At 72.2% G+C, this 17,838-nt stretch carries 17 protein-coding genes and 1 riboswitch; of the genes, 12 read left to right on the top strand and 5 right to left on the bottom strand.

Annotated features, from left to right (window positions below):
* Nucleotides 1–85: 85 nt before the first annotated feature.
* The 4 genes from recQ (at nt 86) to ACGFIO_RS11050 (ending at nt 5,668) form a co-directional block, all read left to right on the top strand.
* Nucleotides 86–1,909 (top strand): DNA helicase RecQ, encoded by a 1,824-nt coding sequence (recQ, locus tag ACGFIO_RS11065; protein WP_392824975.1) that lies wholly within the window; start codon nt 86–88, stop codon nt 1,907–1,909.
* A 57-nt stretch (nt 1,910–1,966) separates the two neighbouring features.
* A complete protein-coding gene (locus ACGFIO_RS11060) occupies nt 1,967–4,240 on the top strand; it encodes an HAD-IC family P-type ATPase (protein ID WP_392824973.1) in 2,274 nt (757 codons plus the stop codon).
* 33 nt (nt 4,241–4,273) lie between these two features.
* A complete protein-coding gene (locus ACGFIO_RS11055) occupies nt 4,274–4,474 on the top strand; it encodes an alpha/beta hydrolase (RefSeq protein WP_392825474.1) in 201 nt (66 codons plus the stop codon).
* Nucleotides 4,475–4,585: 111 nt separating this feature from the next.
* Complete coding sequence (locus tag ACGFIO_RS11050; RefSeq protein ID WP_392824971.1) at nt 4,586–5,668, top strand: hypothetical protein; 1,083 nt, start codon at nt 4,586–4,588, stop codon at nt 5,666–5,668.
* Between the two features lie 4 nt (nt 5,669–5,672).
* Here ACGFIO_RS11050 and def read toward each other — a convergent pair whose 3' ends face one another.
* Both def and ACGFIO_RS11040 read right to left on the bottom strand, forming a co-directional pair.
* Entirely contained in the window at nt 5,673–6,164 is a 492-nt protein-coding gene (def, locus tag ACGFIO_RS11045; protein WP_392824969.1) for a peptide deformylase, read from the bottom strand.
* Entirely contained in the window at nt 6,161–7,405 is a 1,245-nt protein-coding gene (locus tag ACGFIO_RS11040; protein WP_392824967.1) for a chorismate-binding protein, read from the bottom strand. Before ACGFIO_RS11040 ends, def begins: the two co-directional genes overlap by 4 nt.
* Nucleotides 7,406–7,527: 122 nt before the next feature.
* Here ACGFIO_RS11040 and ACGFIO_RS11035 point away from each other — a divergent pair, with 122 nt between their 5' ends.
* Complete coding sequence (locus tag ACGFIO_RS11035; RefSeq protein ID WP_392824964.1) at nt 7,528–7,728, top strand: DUF5999 family protein; 201 nt, start codon at nt 7,528–7,530, stop codon at nt 7,726–7,728.
* An 84-nt stretch (nt 7,729–7,812) separates the two neighbouring features.
* Here the strand turns inward: ACGFIO_RS11035 and gcvP are convergent, their stop codons facing one another.
* Nucleotides 7,813–10,620: an aminomethyl-transferring glycine dehydrogenase gene (gcvP, locus tag ACGFIO_RS11030; protein ID WP_392824962.1), complete on the bottom strand. Its 2,808-nt coding sequence runs from the start codon at nt 10,618–10,620 to the stop codon at nt 7,813–7,815.
* A gap of 76 nt (nt 10,621–10,696) precedes the next feature.
* A riboswitch (glycine riboswitch) is annotated at nt 10,697–10,789 on the bottom strand.
* A gap of 52 nt (nt 10,790–10,841) precedes the next feature.
* On the opposite strand from gcvP, the gene mgrA reads away from it, so the two are divergent.
* The 3 genes from mgrA to ACGFIO_RS11015 are packed head-to-tail and all read left to right on the top strand — an operon-like array spanning nt 10,842 to nt 13,245.
* Nucleotides 10,842–11,837, top strand: coding sequence for an L-glyceraldehyde 3-phosphate reductase (gene mgrA / locus ACGFIO_RS11025; protein ID WP_392824959.1), 996 nt, complete (start codon nt 10,842–10,844; stop codon nt 11,835–11,837).
* The gene (locus tag ACGFIO_RS11020; RefSeq protein ID WP_392824956.1) at nt 11,834–12,502 is read left to right on the top strand and encodes a DNA polymerase beta superfamily protein; all 669 of its coding nucleotides are present in this window, start codon (nt 11,834–11,836) and stop codon (nt 12,500–12,502) included. The genes mgrA and ACGFIO_RS11020 overlap by 4 nt, the downstream gene beginning before the upstream one ends.
* On the top strand, nt 12,499–13,245 hold the full coding sequence (locus ACGFIO_RS11015; RefSeq protein WP_392824953.1) for a DNA polymerase beta superfamily protein: 747 nt from the start codon (nt 12,499–12,501) through the stop codon (nt 13,243–13,245). The genes ACGFIO_RS11020 and ACGFIO_RS11015 overlap by 4 nt, the downstream gene beginning before the upstream one ends.
* A gap of 27 nt (nt 13,246–13,272) precedes the next feature.
* Here ACGFIO_RS11015 and ACGFIO_RS11010 read toward each other — a convergent pair whose 3' ends face one another.
* Nucleotides 13,273–14,355 (bottom strand): FAD-dependent oxidoreductase, encoded by a 1,083-nt coding sequence (locus ACGFIO_RS11010; protein WP_392824951.1) that lies wholly within the window; start codon nt 14,353–14,355, stop codon nt 13,273–13,275.
* 71 nt (nt 14,356–14,426) lie between these two features.
* On the opposite strand from ACGFIO_RS11010, the gene ACGFIO_RS11005 reads away from it, so the two are divergent.
* Nucleotides 14,427–15,092 (top strand): TetR/AcrR family transcriptional regulator, encoded by a 666-nt coding sequence (locus ACGFIO_RS11005; protein WP_392824948.1) that lies wholly within the window; start codon nt 14,427–14,429, stop codon nt 15,090–15,092.
* Here the strand turns inward: ACGFIO_RS11005 and ACGFIO_RS11000 are convergent.
* Nucleotides 15,055–16,392 (bottom strand): DHA2 family efflux MFS transporter permease subunit, encoded by a 1,338-nt coding sequence (locus tag ACGFIO_RS11000; protein WP_392824945.1) that lies wholly within the window; start codon nt 16,390–16,392, stop codon nt 15,055–15,057. The two genes, ACGFIO_RS11005 and ACGFIO_RS11000, sit on opposite strands and share 38 nt — an antisense overlap.
* Nucleotides 16,393–16,433: 41 nt before the next feature.
* On the opposite strand from ACGFIO_RS11000, the gene ACGFIO_RS10995 reads away from it, so the two are divergent.
* From ACGFIO_RS10995 to ACGFIO_RS10985, 3 genes are read left to right on the top strand one after another with little or no spacing between them, the layout of a single operon-like run.
* Nucleotides 16,434–16,877: a TetR/AcrR family transcriptional regulator C-terminal domain-containing protein gene (locus ACGFIO_RS10995; protein ID WP_392824943.1), complete on the top strand. Its 444-nt coding sequence runs from the start codon at nt 16,434–16,436 to the stop codon at nt 16,875–16,877.
* The gene (locus ACGFIO_RS10990) at nt 16,874–17,194 is read left to right on the top strand and encodes a hypothetical protein (RefSeq protein ID WP_392824940.1); all 321 of its coding nucleotides are present in this window, start codon (nt 16,874–16,876) and stop codon (nt 17,192–17,194) included. The genes ACGFIO_RS10995 and ACGFIO_RS10990 overlap by 4 nt, the downstream gene beginning before the upstream one ends.
* Nucleotides 17,191–17,829 (top strand): nucleotidyl transferase AbiEii/AbiGii toxin family protein, encoded by a 639-nt coding sequence (locus ACGFIO_RS10985; protein ID WP_392824937.1) that lies wholly within the window; start codon nt 17,191–17,193, stop codon nt 17,827–17,829. Before ACGFIO_RS10990 ends, ACGFIO_RS10985 begins: the two co-directional genes overlap by 4 nt.
* Nucleotides 17,830–17,838 lie beyond the last annotated feature (9 nt).

The raw sequence follows: 17,838 nt of genomic DNA, 5'->3' as shown, positions 1-17,838 counted from the left end.
CGCGAGGCAGCCGCCGGGCTCAGCTGACCCACCCGTAGTCCACAGGGCCGGGGCCGTCCGGCGGCGAGGTCACTACTATCGCCACGTGACTTCCCCCAAAGAGGTTCTCGATCAGGTCTTCGGCTATTCCGACTTCCGCGGCCGGCAGCAGGAGATCATCGAGCATGTGACCGACGGCGGCGACGCCCTCGTGCTCATGCCCACCGGCGGGGGCAAGTCGCTGTGCTACCAGATTCCGGCCCTGGTCCGTCCGGGCACCGGGGTGGTCATCTCGCCGCTGATCGCGCTCATGCAGGACCAGGTCGACGCGCTGCGCACGCTCGGGGTCAAGGCCGGCTTCCTCAACTCGACCCAGGACTACTCGTCGCGACAGCTGGTCGAGCAGGAGTTCGTGGCCGGCCAGCTCGACCTGCTCTACGTCGCCCCCGAGGGCCTCGGCACGCAGGCCGTGCAGCGGCTGCTCGACCGGGGCGAGGTGGCGCTGTTCGCGATCGACGAGGCGCACTGTGTGTCGCAGTGGGGCCACGACTTCCGCCCCGACTATCTGCAACTGTCGATGCTGCACGAGCGCTGGCCCGACGTGCCCCGCATCGCTCTGACCGCGACCGCGACCTCCGCTACCAAGGACGAGATCGCCCAGCGTCTCGACCTGACCCGGGCCCGGCACTTCACCGCCAGCTTCGACCGGCCCAACATCCAGTACCGCATCGTGCCCAAGGCCGAGCCGCGCCGGCAGCTGCTGTCCTTCCTGCGCGCCGAGCACCCCGGCGACTCCGGCATCGTCTACTGCCTGTCCCGCGCCTCGGTGGAAAAGGTCGCCGCCTACCTCGCCGACGAGGGGATTCCGGCCCTTCCCTACCATGCCGGCCTCGACCCGGTGATCCGTGCCACCAACCAGTCCCGCTTCCTGCGCGAGGAGGGCCTGGTCATGGTGGCCACCATCGCGTTCGGCATGGGCATCGACAAACCCGACGTGCGGTTCGTGGCCCACCTCGACCTGCCCAAGTCGGTCGAGGGCTACTACCAGGAGACCGGGCGGGCCGGGCGCGACGGGCAGCCGTCGACCGCCTGGCTGGCCTACGGCCTGGCCGACGTCGTGCAGCAGCGCAAGATGATCGAGTCGTCCGACGGCGACCTGACCTTCCGGCGCAACGCCGCCGCACATCTCGACGCGATGCTGGCGCTGTGCGAGACCGTGCAGTGCCGCCGGTCGCAGCTGCTGGCCTATTTCGGGCAGACCGAGTTCATCGAGGGCGGTTGCGGCAACTGCGACACCTGCCTCAACCCGCCGGAATCGTGGGACGGCACCGTGTCCGCGCAGAAGTTCCTGTCCACGGTGTGGCGGCTGCAGCGCGAGCGGGGTCAGAAGTTCGGCGCCGGCCAGTCGATCGACATCCTGCTCGGCAAAGAGACCGAAAAGGTCCTCCAGCACCGCCACCAGGAGCTGTCCGTGTTCGGCATCGGCGCCGACCTGCGCGAGGCGGAGTGGCGCGGCGTCGTCCGGCAGCTGCTCGCCGCCGGGCTGGTCGCGGTCGAGGGCGACTACGGCACGCTGGTGCTGACCGACGACAGCACCTCAGTGCTGCGTGGCGACCGCAAGGTGATGATGCGCCGCGAGCCGGAAAAGCCGGCCAAGGCGCCGCGCGCGCCCCGCTCGTCGGCGTCGGCGGCGCCGGCCCAGCCGATGTCGCCCGAGGACGAGCCGCTGTTCGAACGCCTGCGGGCCTGGCGGGGCAAGGTGGCCAAGGAGCAGAAGCTTCCGGCGTACGTCATCTTCCACGACGCGACGCTGCGCGCGATCGCCGCGCTGCGGCCCTCCTCACTCGAGGAACTGGGCACGGTCAGTGGCGTCGGCCGGGCCAAGCTGGAGAAATTCGGCGCCGACGTGCTCGAGACGATCTCCGGGTAAATACCTACATCTTTCGACGGAGGCGGTTGTTCACCGTTCTTGGCTAGCTTTTCCCCCGTGACCGTCTCAGTGGACGCCGACACCGGGCTCACCGCCGACCAGGTCGCCGAGCGGACAGCCGCCGGCCAGGTCAACGACGTGCCGGTGCGCTCCAGCCGCGGCGTCGGCGACATCGTCCGGGCCAACCTGCTGACCCGCATCAACGCGATCATCGGCGCCCTGTTCGTGCTGATCCTGATCGTCGGCCCGATCCAGGACGCGCTGTTCGGCGGCGTGATCATCGCGAACACGCTGATCGGCATCATCCAGGAGGTGCGGGCCAAGCGGACCCTCGACCGGCTGGCCATCGTCGGCGAGACCCGCCCGCAGGTCCGCCGGGACGGCGTCAGCGTCCAGGTCGCCGCGTCCGGCCTGGTCCTCGACGACATCGTCGAGCTCGGCCCGGGCGACCGGGTGCCGGTCGACGGCGTCACGCTGGTCTCGGACAGCCTCGAGGTCGACGAGTCGCTGCTCACCGGCGAGGCCGACCCGGTGCTCAAACAGCCCGGCGACCCGATCATGTCGGGCAGCTTCGTGGTCGCCGGCACCGGCCGCTTCCGCACCACCCGGGTCGGGCGGGCCGCCTACGCCGCCCGACTGGCCGAGGAGGCGCGGCGCTTCACCCTGGTCGACTCCGAGCTGCGCAACGGGGTCAACCAGATCCTCAAGGTCGTCACGTACGCGATCATCCCGGCCGGCGTCGCGCTGGTGATCAGCCAGCTGCTGGTCAACCGCGACGACGTGCCCGAGGCGGTCCGGCGGATGGTCGCCGGGCTGGTGCCGATGGTCCCCGAGGGGCTGGTGCTGCTCACCTCGGTGGCGTTCGCGGTCGGCATCGTCCGGCTCGGCCGGCAGCGGTGCCTGGTGCAGGAACTGCCGGCGATCGAGGGGCTGGCCCGCGTCGACGTGGTCTGCCTGGACAAGACCGGCACCCTGACCGACACCACGATGGACGTGCACGAGGTGGTGACGCTCGACCCGTCCGCGCCCGTGGCGTCCGTGCTCGGTGCGCTGGGTGCGGCCGACCGGCGTCCGAACCCCAGCATGGTCGCGATCCGCTCGGCCTTCGACAGTCCGGCCGGCTGGGAGGTGCGCGACACGATGCCGTTCTCGTCGGCCCGCCGGTGGAGCGGCGCCACCTTCGCCACGCCGTCCGGGCCGGTCCAGACCTGGCGGCTGGGCGCACCGGACGCGTTGCTGCCGGCCGGTCATCCGGTGCTGGCCCAGGCCGACGAGTACGCCGAGCGGGGCCTGCGCGTCCTCCTGCTGACCGGCGACTCTCCCGCCGCCCTGGTCGTCATCGCGCAACGGTTGCGATCGGACGCCCCGGCGGTGCTGGCCTACTTCGCCGACCAGGGCGTGGCGACCAAGGTGATCTCCGGCGACAACGCCCGCTCGGTCGGGGCGGTGGCCCGCTCCCTCGGCCTGCCCGGAGCCGACGCCCCGGTGGACGCCCGGTCGCTGCCGGCCGACGTGACCAGCCACTCGATCTTCGGCCGGGTCGGCCCTCAACAGAAACGCGAGATCGTCGGCGCCCTGCGGGCCGAGGGCCACACCGTGGCGATGACCGGCGACGGCGTCAACGACGTGCTCGCCCTCAAGGACGCGGACATCGGCGTGGCCATGGGGTCGGGCAGCCCCGCCGCCCGCGCGGTGGCGCAGATCGTGTTGCTGGACAACAACTTCTCGGCCCTGCCGGCGGTGGTGGCCGAGGGCCGCCGGGTGATCGGCAACATCGAACGGGTCGCCAATCTGTTCCTGACCAAGACCGCCTACTCGGTCCTGCTGGCCATCGTCGTGGTGCTGACCCGGGTGCCATACCCGTTCCTGCCCCGCCACCTGACCCTGATCGGCTCGCTGACCATCGGCATCCCGGCGTTCTTCCTGGCCCTGGCCCCGAACACCGAACGGGCCCGCCCCCGGTTCGTCGGCCGGGTACTCCGCTTCGCCGTGCCCGCCGGCGTCCTCGCCGCCGCGGCCACGATCACGTCCTACTTCCTGGCCCGGAGCATCTACGACGGCAACCTGCCGGCCGAGACGTCGTGCGCGACCCTGACCCTGTTCCTGGTGGCGCTGTGGGCGCTGGCGATCATCGCCCGCCCGTACACGTGGTGGCGGATCGCTCTGGTGGCCACCATGGCCGGCGCGTTCGCGCTGGTCCTGGTCGTGCCGTTCCTCCAGCACTTCTTCCAGGTCTCGCTGGTCGGCTTCCAGGCCCCGTGGACCGCCGTGGCCGTGGCCGCCGCGGCCGGCGCCCTCCTCGAACTCACCCGCGCCCTGACCCGCCGCTAGCTTCGTCGAGCCGCAGGTGAAGGTCGCCTCGCAATCCTGCGGAACCGCCGCGACCACACCACCCCGTGGGAGACCGGGCTGGGCATGGGCAAGGCGCTGGGCCGGGCGGTCTTCGCCGGTGCGGACAACGGCGGACATTACGTGTACGCCAGCGGCAACGGCTGCGCCGACCGGGCCACCGACGCGTTCCTCGCCCACGGCCGGTTGCCCGCCAAGGACGTGTACTGCCGCTGACCGGATACATCACCGGGCGGCGCGGCTGCTTTCCGGCGGGCGGGTGAACCTCGGCCCGGTGCGTACGTCGTGGGGGTCGGCCCGATGCCTATGGGAAGGTCAGGATCGCCGATGACTCAGCCGGACGACGCGCGCGCCGTAGCCGAGGTGCTGGAGAAGTACGCCGAGCAGACTGAACGGGATCGGCGGCCGGCGCCGGAGAGCGTCGCCGCCGTCCGGGCGGCCGGGTTCTTCGGGCTGGCCGGCTCCGGGACGGATACCCGTACGCGGGTGGAGATCCTGCGGGAGCTCGGCCAGGCCTGTGCCTCTACGGCCTGGGTGACCGGCCTGAACATCGGCGCCAAGGAACTGCTGCTGCGCAACATGCCGGCCGAGACCCGGGAACTGCTGCTCGCCGACCCGGGTGTGCTGGTCTGCGGGTCGGGCGCCAGCCGGGGTGTGACGGCGCGCCGGGTGTCGGACGGGCTGGTGATCTCGGGGCGGTGGCAGAACTGTTCCGGGTGTGAGGACGCCGGCTACGCGATGCTGATCGTGCCGCTGGACGGGAGCGTGGTGATCGCGCTGGCCGACACGCGCGAGTTGACGGTGGACCGGGATTGGCACATCGCGGGCATGGCCGGGAGCGGCAGCCACACCCTGGTCGCCGACGAGGTGCTGGTGCCGGCCGGGCGGATTCAATTCGACATGGCGTCCTGGGTGGCGACGCCCGGGACGCAGACCGGCGGGGTCGCCGCGATGCTGGCGCCGCTGGCCGGGGCGACCCGCGGGGCGTGGGAGGACGTGCGGAGGGTGCTGGACGGGGGCAAGGCGCCGTACGGGTCGCGTTTCGCGCGGATCACCGACTCGGCGCTCGGCCGGTTCTGGTTCACCGAGGCCACCCATCTGGTCGACTCGGCCGAATGGCACCTGCGGCGGGTGGCCGAGGCGGTCGACGCCGGGCGGGTCACCTCGGTGGCCGAGCGGGCCGAGTTGCGTACCCATCTGAGCACCAGCGCCCAGCAGTGCCGGCAGGCCGTGGAGAAACTGCTCGACCTGGGTGGCATGTCGGGCTTCACGCTGAGCAACCCGTTGCAGCGCCGCTGGCGGGACGTGGCCGTCGGGACCCGGCATCCGCAGTTCAACCCGTACCTGGCCGAGGAGGATTACGGGCGGGTGCTGCTGGCCGCCGGGGAGCCGATGTCGACCCAGCTGTGACGGGTCAGCTCGCCGGGCGGACCTTGCGTAGTTCGCGGAGGGCCTGGCGGCGCACGTCGCCTTTGAGGGTGTCGAGGTAGAGCGTGCCGTTCAGGTGGTCGGTCTCGTGCTGCAGGGCCCGGGCCAGGAAGCCCTCGCCGTGGAGGACCAGCGGGTCGCCGTGCTGATCCAGGCCGGTGGCGGTGACCCGGAGGGCGCGCGGGGTCGGGAAGTAGAGGCCGGGGACGGACAGGCAGCCCTCGTCGTCGTCCTGCTCGCCCTCGAAGTCGCTCAGCACCGGGTTGACCAGGTGGCCGATCACGTCGTCCACGTTGTACGAGAAGACGCGTAGGCTCACCCCGATCTGCGGTGCGGCGACCCCGGCCCGGCCCGGCTCGGCGACCGTCTCCTCCAGGTCGCGCACCAGCTCGCGCAGCTCGGCGTCAAACGTGGTGACCGGGTCGCACTCGGTGCGCAGAACCGGATCGCCGAAGATGCGGATGGGCCTGACCGTCATGACCGCAAGCCTATCCGGTCGTTACCGGGCACGGCCGCGCCGGCCAGCGTGGCCCGGACCGGGGCGGACTTCGCGGCCGCCTCGGCCACCTCGGCGCCGGGGTCGCTGTCCCAGGTGATGCCGCCACCGGCCCAGACGTGCAGGCGTTGGCCGTCGGCCGCCGCGGTGCGAATGGTCAGGCCGAGGTCCAGGTGGTCGGGGCCGATCCAGCCCAGGGCGCCCATCGACGCGCCCCGGCCGACCGGTTCGAGGCGGGCGATCTCGTCGAGGGCGGCGAGCTTCGGCGCGCCGGTCACCGAGCCGCCGGGGCACACTGCCCGCAACAGCGTGGCCAGGTCGACGCCGTCGGCCAGGGGGGCCGAGACGACCGATTCGGCCTGCCAGAGACCGGACCATTCGCGTACGGCGAACAGCTCGTCGACCCGCACCGGCCCGGCGCCGGGCAGCCGGGCCAGATCGTTGCGCTCCAGATCGACGATCATGATGTGCTCGGCGCGTTCCTTGGCCGATTCCAGCAGCTCCCGGCGGCCTCGCCCGGTCGCCGGCCGGGTGCCCTTGATCGGGCGCGTGACGACCCGGCCGCCGCGCACCTCGACCAGCGTCTCGGGCGAGGCGCATCCGATCGCCCAGCCGTCGCCGGCCAGCACCCCGCCGTAGCGGGCGCCGGAAAGCCCGGCCAGCCGGGCCAGCGCCGGGATCGGATCGCCGGCGTACCCCGCCGAGGCGTGCCCGACCACGTTGACCTGGTAGATGTCGCCGCGCGCGATCGCCCGCCGGGCCGCCTCGACGGCACCGGCGTGGTCCTCGGCGGTCCAGCTCTCCCGCCAGTCGCCCAGCCGGAACGGCCGCCGTTGGGCCGGCACCGGCGGTTGCGGGCGGGATGAACCATGAAGCAGGACCGCGGCGTACACGTCAGGGAGAGACGGTGCCGGGGTCGGTGATCCGACCGCACCGCCGGCCATCACGCAACCGGCGGCGGCGGATACATACAGTGCGGCGCCGCACAGGGTCCCGTCTCCGGTCGGATGGACTTGGGTAACCGTTCGGCCGATGTTTCGCACCGGCAGTCCGTTGGCGGTGAGGAAGTCGGCGACAAGCTCGGCGGGGTCCCCGGCGTCGCCCAGTGACCACCGGAAGGCCGATGACAGACGGTGACCGCCCTGGCAGGAGCCAGGTGATGCCGGAATGAGACATGAAGGAGGTGTCGGGAAGTGGTCGGCAGCGCCCCTACCGTGGACCATCGGAAGCGAGGATTCTGGCAACGGGACGCCGTCACCCGCCCCATCCACAGTCGTTCGGATTGAGGTAACGTTCGTCACCGCAGTTGTGAATCATCACACAGCCCCTAATCGGAGTACCCCTGATGTGCCAGCACAAGAGCCCTTGCCCACCCGCCGACGCCACCGACCGCGAAGCGGCCCGGATCGTCGCGACCTGCCGCGAGCAAGGTTGGAGCCTGCTCTGCAACGGCGTCATCGTCTTTGAGGACACGGGTGAGATCCTGCCCGACGGAACGGTCATCGAACCGCACCGTGGTCCCGGTAAGCACGCCCTCGCCGCGTAAAGACAAACGCAACGTGATCGCTACGCAACGTAGCGACAACGGGGCCGCGACCCGCTCTTGAGCCGCGGCCCACACCGCCGGAGATCAGTCCTCGAAGGCTTCCGGAGACGGGCACGAGCAGACCAGGTTGCGGTCGCCGTAGGCCCCGTCGATCCGCCGGACCGGCGTCCAGTACTTCGACATCCGGTCGACGCCCGGCGGGTACGCCGCCACCGAGCGCGGGTACGCGTGGTCCCACTCGTCGGCCGACACCGACGCCGCCGTGTGCGGGGCGTTGGCCAGCGGATTGTCGCCGGCCGGCCACTCCCCCGCCGCCACCCGGTCGATCTCGGCCTTGATGGCGATCATGGCGTCGCAGAAGCGGTCCAGCTCGGCCAGGTCCTCGCTCTCGGTCGGCTCCACCATCAGCGTCCCGGCCACCGGGAAACTCATCGTCGGCGCGTGGAAGCCGTAGTCGATCAGCCGCTTGGCCACGTCGTCGACCGAGACGCCGGTGGCCTTGGTGATCGGGCGCAGGTCGAGGATGCACTCGTGGGCGACCAGGCCGTTGTCGCCGGCGTACAGGATCGGGAAGTGGTCGCCGAGGCGGGTCGCGACGTAGTTGGCGGAGAGCACCGCGACCGACGTCGCCGCGGCCAGGCCGTCGGGGCCCATCATGCGCAGGTAGGCCCAGGAGATCGGCAGGATGCCGGCCGAGCCGTGCGCGGCGGCCGAGACGGCGTGGTGGTCACCGGAGGCCAGCGGGTCGCCGGGCAGGAACGACGCGAGGTGGGCGCGGACGGCGACCGGGCCCACGCCGGGACCCCCACCGCCGTGCGGGATGCAGAACGTCTTGTGCAGGTTGAGGTGCGACACGTCGGCGCCGAACTTGCCGGGCCGGGCGAAGCCGACCAGCGCGTTCAGGTTGGCGCCGTCGACGTAGACCTGGCCGCCGGCGTCGTGCACCTTGGCGCACAACTCGGTGATCGACGTCTCGTACACACCGTGCGTCGACGGGTAGGTGACCATGATCGCGGCCAGGCGCGAGGCGTGCTGGGCGATCTTCGCGTCCAGGTCGGCCAGGTCGACGTTGCCGTTGGCGTCACAGGCGACGACCACGACCCGCATGCCGGCCATCACCGCGGAGGCGGCGTTGGTGCCGTGCGCGCTCGACGGGATCAGGCAGACGTCACGGTCGAGGTCGCCGCGCGAGCGGTGGTAGCCGCGGATCGCCAGCAGCCCGGCCAACTCACCCTGGGAACCGGCGTTGGGCTGCACCGACACCGCGTCGTAGCCGGTGAGCTCGGCCAACCAGCCCTCCAGCTGGGTGACCAGGGCTTCGTAGCCGGCCGTGTTGGCGGCCGGGGCGTACGGGTGCATGCCGGCGAACTCGGCCCAGGTCACCGGCTCCATCTCGGTGGTGGCGTTGAGCTTCATCGTGCACGAGCCGAGCGGGATCATGCCGCGGTCGAGCGCGTAGTCGCGGTCGGAGAGCCGGCGCAGGTAGCGCAGCATGCCGGTCTCGGAGTGGTGGGTGGAGAACACCGGGTGGGTCAGGAACTCACTGGTACGCGCCAGAGCGACCGCCCCGCACGACGCCGGTGCGGCGGCCGAGCCCCCGAAGGCGTCCAGCACGTCGGCGACAACGGCGTCGGTGGTCGTCTCGTCGCAGCTGACCGCGACGGTGTCGGCGTCCACGAGGCGCAGGTCGATGCCGTGGGCGGCCGCCGCGTCGAGCACGGCGGCGGCCCGGCCGGGCACGCGCACGGTGACGGTGTCGAAGAACGCGTCGTGGACCGGCGGCAGGCCGGCCGCGGCGAGACCGCCCGCAAGATCCAAGGCCTTCTGATGGGTACGCGTCGCGATCGCGCGCAGCCCGTCGGCACCGTGGTAAACCGCGTACATGCTGGCCATGACCGCCAGCAGCACCTGCGCGGTGCAGATGTTGCTGGTCGCCTTCTCTCGCCGGATGTGCTGCTCGCGGGTCTGCAGCGCGAGCCGGTAGGCCTGGGCGCCGTCGGCGTCCTTGGACACGCCGACCAGCCGGCCGGGCAGCGACCGCTCCAGCCCGCCACGGACCGCGAGGTAGCCGGCGTGCGGGCCACCGAAGCCGAGGGGTACGCCGAACCGCTGCGTCGTGCCGGCCGCGATGTCCGCCCCGATCTCGCCCGGCGGCCGCAGCAGCGTCAGCGACAGCAGGTCGGCGGCCACCGTGACCAGGGCACCGGCGGCGTGCGCCCGCTCGATGATCGCGGCGTGGTCGCGGACCGCGCCCGAGGCGCCGGGGAACTGCAGGTGCAGCCCGAAGAACTCGTCCGGCAGGTCGTCGCCGGCGTCGAGGTCGACCAGGCGCAGCTCGATGCCGAGCGGCTCGGCCCGGGTCCGCAGGATCGCGAGCGTCTGCGGGAAGGTGTCGGCGTCCACCGCGTACACCGGGCTCTTGCTCTTGGAACCGCGCTTGGCCAGCGTCATCGCCTCGGCCACGGCGGTGCCCTCGTCCAGCATCGAGGCGTTGGCCGTGGTCAGCCCGGTGAGGTCGGTGACCATGGTCTGGAAGTTGAGCAGCGCCTCGAGACGGCCCTGGCTGATCTCAGGCTGGTAGGGCGTGTAGGCGGTGTACCAGGCCGGGTTCTCGAGCACGTTGCGGCGGATCACGGCCGGTGTCGTGGTGCCGTAGTAGCCGAGCCCGATCATCGAGGTGGTGACCCGGTTGCGCCCGGCGATCGCGCGCAGCTCGGCGATCGCCTCCTCTTCCGACGCGGCGGCCGGCAGGGCCAGCGCCTCACGCCACCGGATGGAATCCGGGATCGCGGCATCCATCAGGTCGTCCAGCGTCGAATAGCCGATCGCCTTGAGCATCTGGGACTGCTCGTCGGCGTCGGGGCCGATGTGCCGGTTGGCAAAGGTCGTCATGGGCGCACTCCAGGCCGGGGGTCGTCGCATCAGACCCTCCCCCTCTGTCGTGCCCACGAACGGCACTTCAGAGTCGCCTGCCCGCGCGGTCCGTGTGCCTGAGAGGTTCCGGGGAGGATTTGCCCCTTCGGCGCCACCAACAAGCGGTGAACTCTCCCGCTGCGGCTGGCGACCAAACTACCAGCGCATTATTTCAAGATCGCGCTTCTAGAGTGTGGTGTGTGACCTACCACGCGGCGGACGACCGCTACCAGACGATGACCTACCGCCGGGCCGGGCGCAGCGGCCTCCGGCTTCCGGCGATCTCCCTCGGCCTCTGGCACAACTTCGGCGACACCCGCCCGCTGGAGACCCAGCGGGCCATCGTGCGCCGCGCGTTCGACCTCGGCGTGACCCACTTCGACCTGGCCAACAACTACGGGCCGCCGCCGGGCAGCGCCGAGTCCAACTTCGGCCGGCTGCTCGCCGCCGACCTGCGCCCGTACCGGGACGAACTGGTGATCAGCACCAAGGCCGGCTACCACATGTGGGAGGGCCCGTACGGCGAGTGGGGCTCGCGGAAATACCTGGTCTCGTCGCTGGACCAGTCGCTGCGGCGGATGGGCCTGGACTACGTCGACGTCTTCTACCACCACCGGCCCGACCCGGACACGCCGCTGGAGGAGACGATGGCCGCGCTCGACGCGGTGGTCCGGGCGGGCAAGGCGCTGTACGTGGGCATCAGCAACTACAGCGCCGAGCAGACCGACCGGGCCGCGGCGATCCTGCGCGACCTGGGCACACCGCTGCTGATCCACCAGCCGTCGTACTCGATCCTGAACCGCTGGACCGAGAAGGACCACCTGCTCGACAGCCTGGAACGAGCCGGCGCCGGCTGCATCGCGTTCAGCCCCCTGCAGCAGGGCCTGCTCACCGACCGCTACTTCCAGGGCATTCCGGACGACTCACGGGTGCGTACCAGCGTCTTCCTCAACGAGGACGCGCTCGACCAGCAGACCATGGGCCGGCTGCACGCGCTCAACGACATCGCCAAGGATCGGGGCCAGTCGCTGGCCCAGATGGCCCTCGCGTGGGCGCTGCGCGACCCGCGGATGACCAGCCTGATCATCGGCGCGTCGAGCGTGGCCCAGCTCGAGGACAACGTGGCCGCCCTGGGCCAGCTGGAGTTCACCGCCGCGGAACTGGACGCGATCGACGGCACGGTCCTGGATCTGTGATCTCGCTGGTTCCGGAGCACACGATCCTGTCGGTCGTGGTCGGATCCCGGGCGTACGGGCTCCACGGCCCGGCCTCCGACCACGACCGGCGGGGCGTGTTCGCCGCCCCCACCCGGCTGTTCTGGCGGCTGGACAAACCACCCACGCACCTCGACGGCCCGCGCGACGAGGAGTTCTCGTGGGAGGTCGAGCGGTTCTGCGCGCTGGCCGAGCAGGCCAACCCGACGGTGCTCGAGGTGCTGTGGAGCCCGCTGGTGGAGACGGTGACCGAGGACGGGCGGGCGCTGCTGGACGCGCGGCGGGCGTTCCTCTCGCGGCGGGTGGCCGAGACCTACGGCAACTACGCGCGCGATCAGCTGGCCCGGGTCAGGGCCCGCCGCGAGCGCACCGGGGAGACGAACCTCAAGCAGGCCATGCACATGATCCGGCTGCTGCTGGCCGGGGCGCACGTGTTGCGTACTGGAGACATCCTGGTGGAGGTGTCACAGCTGCGTGACCGGCTGCTCGCGGTCAGGGACGGCTCGGCCCCCTGGGAGGGGTGGGCCGCCGAGTTGACGGCCGACCTCGAGGTTGCGGCCGCGGAAACCCGGCTGCCGGACCGGCCGGATCGCGAGACGATCGATCGCGTGCTGATCGGCGTACGCGAAAGGGGTCTCCAACGATGACCACCGAGGTGCCGGAGTGGGCCGGCCAGATCGCCACCGACCTGCCCTATCCCCTGATCTTCGCGACCGTGAGCGGCGCGCACCTGTACGGGTTCGCCTCGGTCGACTCCGACCTCGACCTGCGCGCCGCTCATGTCCTGCCGGTGGCCGAGGTGATCGGCCTGCGTACCGGCCCCGAGACGCTGTCGACCGACGGCTTCCGGGACGGCGTCGAGCTGGACGTGGTCAGCCACGACCTGCTGAAGTTCGCCCGCCTGCTGAACAGCCGCAACGGGTACGTGCTCGAGCAGCTGCTGTCGCCGCTGGTGGTGGTGACCACGCCGGCGCACGCCGAGTTGGTCGCGCTCGCGCCCCGGCTGATGACGCGCAACCACGCACATCACTACCTGGGCTTCGCGGCCACCCAGGAGAAGGTGTTCGCGAAGACCGGCGAGCTCAAGCCCGCGCTCTACCTGCTACGCGTGCTGCTGACCGGGCTCCACCTGATGCGCACCGGCGAGGTGGTCGCCGACCTGCGCGAACTCGACGCGCCGGCCTATGCGCCGGACCTGATCGCGGCCAAGCGGGCGGCCGAGCACGGCCCGTTCCCGCCGGACCTGGCGGTCGCGCTGGAGAAGGACGTGGCGCGGCTGCGGGTCGAGCTGGAGGCGGCGCGGGACGCATCGCACCTGCCCGACAAGCCCGAGCCGGCCGCCGTGCGCGAGCTGCACGACCTCGTGGTCCGCGTCCGCCTCGCCGCCTGAGCGGTATCCCGCCCAGGGCTACCACCGTCAGGCTCCGAAAAGCTCGACGACGCTCTGCGGGGTCTTGGCGCCGAAGATGATCTCGAAGTCGCGGCGGGCCTCGACGGCCTCCTCGGTGCTGCGCGCGAACATCGCGTCCTCGTAGCCGGCCAGGGCCGTGACCGGGTCGGCGGCGATGGCCCGGGCCAGCTCGGCGCCGTCGAACATGGCCAGGTTGGCGCCCTCGCCGTTCGGCGGCTGGAGGTGGGCGGCGTCGCCGAGCAGGGTGACGCCGGGGACCGGGTCCCAGCGGTGGCCGACCGGCAGGGCGTGCAGCGGGCGCAGGACCGGCGCGGTGTCGCCCTCGGTGATCAGGGCGGTCAGCTCGGGCGCCCAGCCCTCGAACTCGGCGGCGATCCGGGCGGTGTCGAAGTCCGCGAACCAGTCGAGCGGCCGGGTCAGCGCCACGTAGGTGTGCAGCACGCCGCCCGCCTCGCGGTGGGCCTGGATGCCCTGGCCCGGCTCGACCGCCATCATCGCGCCGGCGCCGACCGCCCGGGCCGTGGCGGCGTGGCGCTCGTCCGCCTCGAACAGGTAGGTCTCGACGAACGAGGCGCCGTAGTACTCGGGCTGGGCGCCGGTCAGCAGCGGACGGACCCGCGACCAGGCGCCGTCGGCCCCGACCAGCAGCTCGGTCGTGGTGGTCGTGCCGTCGGCGAAGGTGACCTGGTGGCGGGCGCCGCCGACCGGCCGGACCGCGGTGACCCGGTGCCCCCACCGGACGGTGCCGGCCGGCAGCGCGTCGATCAGGATCCGGCGCAGATCGCCGCGGAGGATCTCGGGCCGCCCACCGGTGCCGTCGTCGGGCCGGTCGAGCAGGACCCGCCCGTGCCGGTCGAGGACCCTGGTCGCCTCGGCGCCGGCGTGGATGTGGGCCCGGAACTCGTCGAGCAGGCCGGCCGCCTCCAGCGCGAGCTGCCCGTTGTGCTGGTGGATGTCGAGCTGACCGCCCTGCGTGCGGGCCTGCGGCGAGGCGTCGGCCTCGTACACGGTCGCCGCGATGCCGTGCACGTGCAGGACACGGGCCAGCACCAGGCCGCCGAGTCCCGCTCCGATGATCGTGACCGTCATGTCGCTCCCCCTCTGGATCGTTGTTCCATTCCGAGTTTGGAACGACGATCCAGACGTGTCAAGATGGGCGCGTGACTCGTCGGGTAGACGCTCTCTCGCGGGAGCGCATCGTCGGCGCCGCGGTCGAGATGCTCGACGAGAGCGGCGAGAGCGGGCTGACCGTGCGCGCTCTGGCGGCCCGGCTCAACACCGGGCTGGGCGCCATCTACTGGCACGTGACGAACAAGGACGACCTGCTCGTCGCGGCCACCGACGCGGTGCTCACCGGCGCCCTGGACACCGCCGCCGCCGACCCGGCCGACACGGTCCGGGCGGTCGCGCTGGGCGTTTTCGACGCGGTCGACGCGCACCCGTGGACCGGCACGCAACTCCCCCGGCTCACCTCCCAGCTGACCACGCTGAAGATCTTCGAACGCCTCGGGCGGCAGGTGCGGGCGCTCGGCGTACCGGCCGCAGCGCAGTTCGACGCGGCGTCGGCGCTGCTCAACTACATCCTCGGCGTGGCCGGGCAGAACGCCGCGCTGGCCCGCTCGGTGGCGCCGGGCACCGACCGGGCCACGGTTCTCCGGTCGATGTCGGCCACCTGGGCGGCCCTCGACCAGGACGAGCATTCGTTCGCGCGTACGGTCGCCGGCCGGCTCGCCGATCACGACGACCGGGCGCAGTTCCTGGCCGGCATCGACCTGATCCTGGCCGGGATCAGGGCACTGGTCCCGGCACCGGCTCCTTCTCCCTGATCAGCAGGGCGGGCAGCAGCGTGGCGGCGGCGATGCCGAACGCCCACCGGAAGCTGCCGGCGAAGGCGGCCGCGGCGTCGGCGGTGTGCCGGGAGAGATACTGCAGCACGATGGCCAGGACCGCGGCGCCCAGCGCGGAGCCGACCCGGACCGAGATGTTGGCCGCGGTGGTGGCGCCGGGGATCGCGGTGCGGGGCAGATCGCGGTACGCCCCGGCCATCGCCAGCGGCGTCACCAGGCCGTGGCCCAGCCCCATGACGAAGGTCGCCACGGCCAGGACCGGCCACCCGGTGCCCGCGCTCAGTCGCGTGTAGACGGACAGGCCGGCAACGACCAGCGCGATGCCGGTGACGGAGGGCCACCGGGTGCCGAAGCGGGCACTGATCGACCCGGCCAGGGCCATCGTGACGATCGCGCCGGCGCCGAGCGGGGCGACCAGCAGGCCGGCGTCGAGGGTGTCGCTGCCGCGGACCGTCTGGGCGTACAGGGGAATGAGAATGAGCGCGCCGAAGGCCGCGATCGAGTAGCCGAACAACACGCCCACCGAGGTGGCGAACGCGCGGTCGCCGAACAGCCGCAGGTCGAGCAGGGCCCGGTCGCGCCGCCGCGACGAGTGCAGAGCGAACGCCACCAGCAGGGCCGCGCCGGCCGGCAGCCAGACCGGCGAACCGCCCTCGGCCAGCCCGGCCAGGCCGTAGACGACCAAGGCCAGGCCGGGCGAGAGCAACGCCAGGCCCCAGCCGTCGAGCCCGGCGCCCGCCTCCCGCTCCGGGTCGCCGGCCGGCAGCAGCCGCACCGCGAGAACCAGCGCGACCACGCACACCGGCACGTTGATCAGGAACATCCAGCGCCACGACAGGTGGTCGAGCAGCAGGCCGCCGAGCACCGGGCCGAGCGCCGGGGCCAGCATGGCCGGGATCGACACGACGGCCATCGCCCGGGCCATCCGCTCGGGACCGGCCGCGCGGGCCAGCATCGTCTGCGCGGTCGGCATGAGCAGGCCACCGCCGACGCCCTGGAGGACGCGGAACGCGATCAGGCTGCCCGCCGACCAGGCCAGGCCGCACAGCACCGAGCCGGCCGAGAAGAGGATCAACGACGTCAACCAGACGGTACGCGCGCCGAAGCGCCGCACGGCCCAGCCGCTGACCGGGATGGTCATCGAGAGCGCCAGCAGATAGCCGGTCAGCACCCACTGGACGGTGCTGAGCGAGGTGTCCAGCGCGCGGCCGAGGACGTGCACCGCGACGTTGACGATGGTCGTGTCGATCACGGTCATGGTGGCACCGAGCGCGACCACGACGGAGAGGTTCCGGAGCGGACGGTCCGGCCGAGACCCTGGTGCCGCCGGAAGAACTGCCGGCCGACTGGCGCGAGGCCACCATCGCCATCGCCCACCGGGAACGCGCCGCCACCCTGCGCCACCCGTGGCTGATCGACCTGGTCACCCGCCGGTCCATGCACGGCCGGGTCGGGCCCAACATGCTGCGCCACGGCGACCAGTCGATCGCCGCCCTCGACTCGCTGGACGCGGACGCGGCGGCCAAGTGGCGGCTGATGGCGGTGGTGGCCGATTACAGCACCGGGTTCGCCATCCGGGAGCGCCGGGAGATCGCCGCGGCCGGCGACCCCGAGCTCCGGCCGTACCTGCGCAAGATCGTCGCCGAGGGCGACTACCCCCACCTCGGGCCCATGCTCGAACGGGAGCCGGCCGCCGGTGACACCTTCGAGCGCGGGCTGCGCTGGCTGCTGAACGGGTTCGCGCAGGATACTCTGTCCCCATGACCAGTCCCGTGGTGCACCTCGCGCGGCCGCACCGGCCCGTCGTGGTCGCCGGGAGCCTGCGCGAGCTGACCGGTCCGCGGCACGGCCCGGTCGAGCTGCCGCTGCGCCTGTGGTGGGGCCCGCCGCGCGCGTTCGACCTCGACCGGCCGGACGAGCTGCTGTGGATGTACGAGAACGTGCTGCGCGAGGCCGTCCGGGCCGAGGAACTGCGCAGCTACCTGCACGGGCCGACGCTGGTCCGGGTCTGGCCGCGGCTCAACCTGCCGCGGGGCGTGCGTGCGGCCTGGGAGGCCCGGCACCGCACGCTGAGCCGGTGACCGACTTCTTCACCGACGTCGCACGGATCTCCCTGCGCGTGGCCGAAAAGCACGGCTTCGTCCTCGGCGGCGGCGTCGCGTGGCTGGTCAACGGCCTGGTCCGCCGGCCCACCGAGGACGTCGACCTGTTCACCGACGCCGAGGACGGCGTCGCCGCGGCGGCCGGCGAGGTGGCCACCGCCCTGGTCGCGGCCGGCTACGCGGTGGCCCGCGAGGCGCCGGACGAGATGTTCGACGGCATGGACGAGCACCTGCGCGAGTTCCTGGTGGCCGACGGCGACCGGGCGCTGCGGCTGACCCTGTGCCGGCTGGACCGCCGCAACGCGCCCGTGGTGATGGACATCGGCCCCGTCATGCACCTCGACGACCTGGTCGCGACCAAGGTGGCGGCGCTGGCCGGGCGGCGCGAGGTACGCGACTACATCGACGTGGCGGCGGCGCTGGAACGCTACCCGCTGGACCGGGTGCTGGCGTTGGCCCGAACGGCCGACCCGGCCCTGGACGACGAGGATCTGGCCGACGCCGGCCGCTACCTGGACCGGCTCGACGACGCCCGGTTCGCCGTCTACGGCCTCGGCCCGGCCGAGATCGCGCACCTGCGACACACCCTGAAGGACTGGCCACGGCATCCATAGACTGGGCGT

Source organism: Actinoplanes sp. NPDC049265 (assembly GCF_043197135.1).
Taxonomy (GTDB): domain Bacteria; phylum Actinomycetota; class Actinomycetes; order Mycobacteriales; family Micromonosporaceae; genus Actinoplanes.
Note: the sequence above shows the minus strand (reverse complement) of the source record. Positions and strands in the feature narration are given on the sequence as shown.

Coding starts and splice junctions, on each gene's coding strand:
- ACGFIO_RS11050 (WP_392824971.1), top strand. CDS start 4,586: ATGACTCAGCCGGACGACGCGCGCGCCGTAGCCGAGGTGCTGGAGAAG.
- def (WP_392824969.1), bottom strand. CDS start 6,164: ATGACGGTCAGGCCCATCCGCATCTTCGGCGATCCGGTTCTGCGCACC.
- ACGFIO_RS11040 (WP_392824967.1), bottom strand. CDS start 7,405: ATGGTCCACGGTAGGGGCGCTGCCGACCACTTCCCGACACCTCCTTCA.
- ACGFIO_RS11035 (WP_392824964.1), top strand. CDS start 7,528: ATGTGCCAGCACAAGAGCCCTTGCCCACCCGCCGACGCCACCGACCGC.
- gcvP (WP_392824962.1), bottom strand. CDS start 10,620: ATGACGACCTTTGCCAACCGGCACATCGGCCCCGACGCCGACGAGCAG.
- ACGFIO_RS11015 (WP_392824953.1), top strand. CDS start 12,499: ATGACCACCGAGGTGCCGGAGTGGGCCGGCCAGATCGCCACCGACCTG.
- ACGFIO_RS11010 (WP_392824951.1), bottom strand. CDS start 14,355: ATGACGGTCACGATCATCGGAGCGGGACTCGGCGGCCTGGTGCTGGCC.
- ACGFIO_RS10990 (WP_392824940.1), top strand. CDS start 16,874: ATGACCAGTCCCGTGGTGCACCTCGCGCGGCCGCACCGGCCCGTCGTG.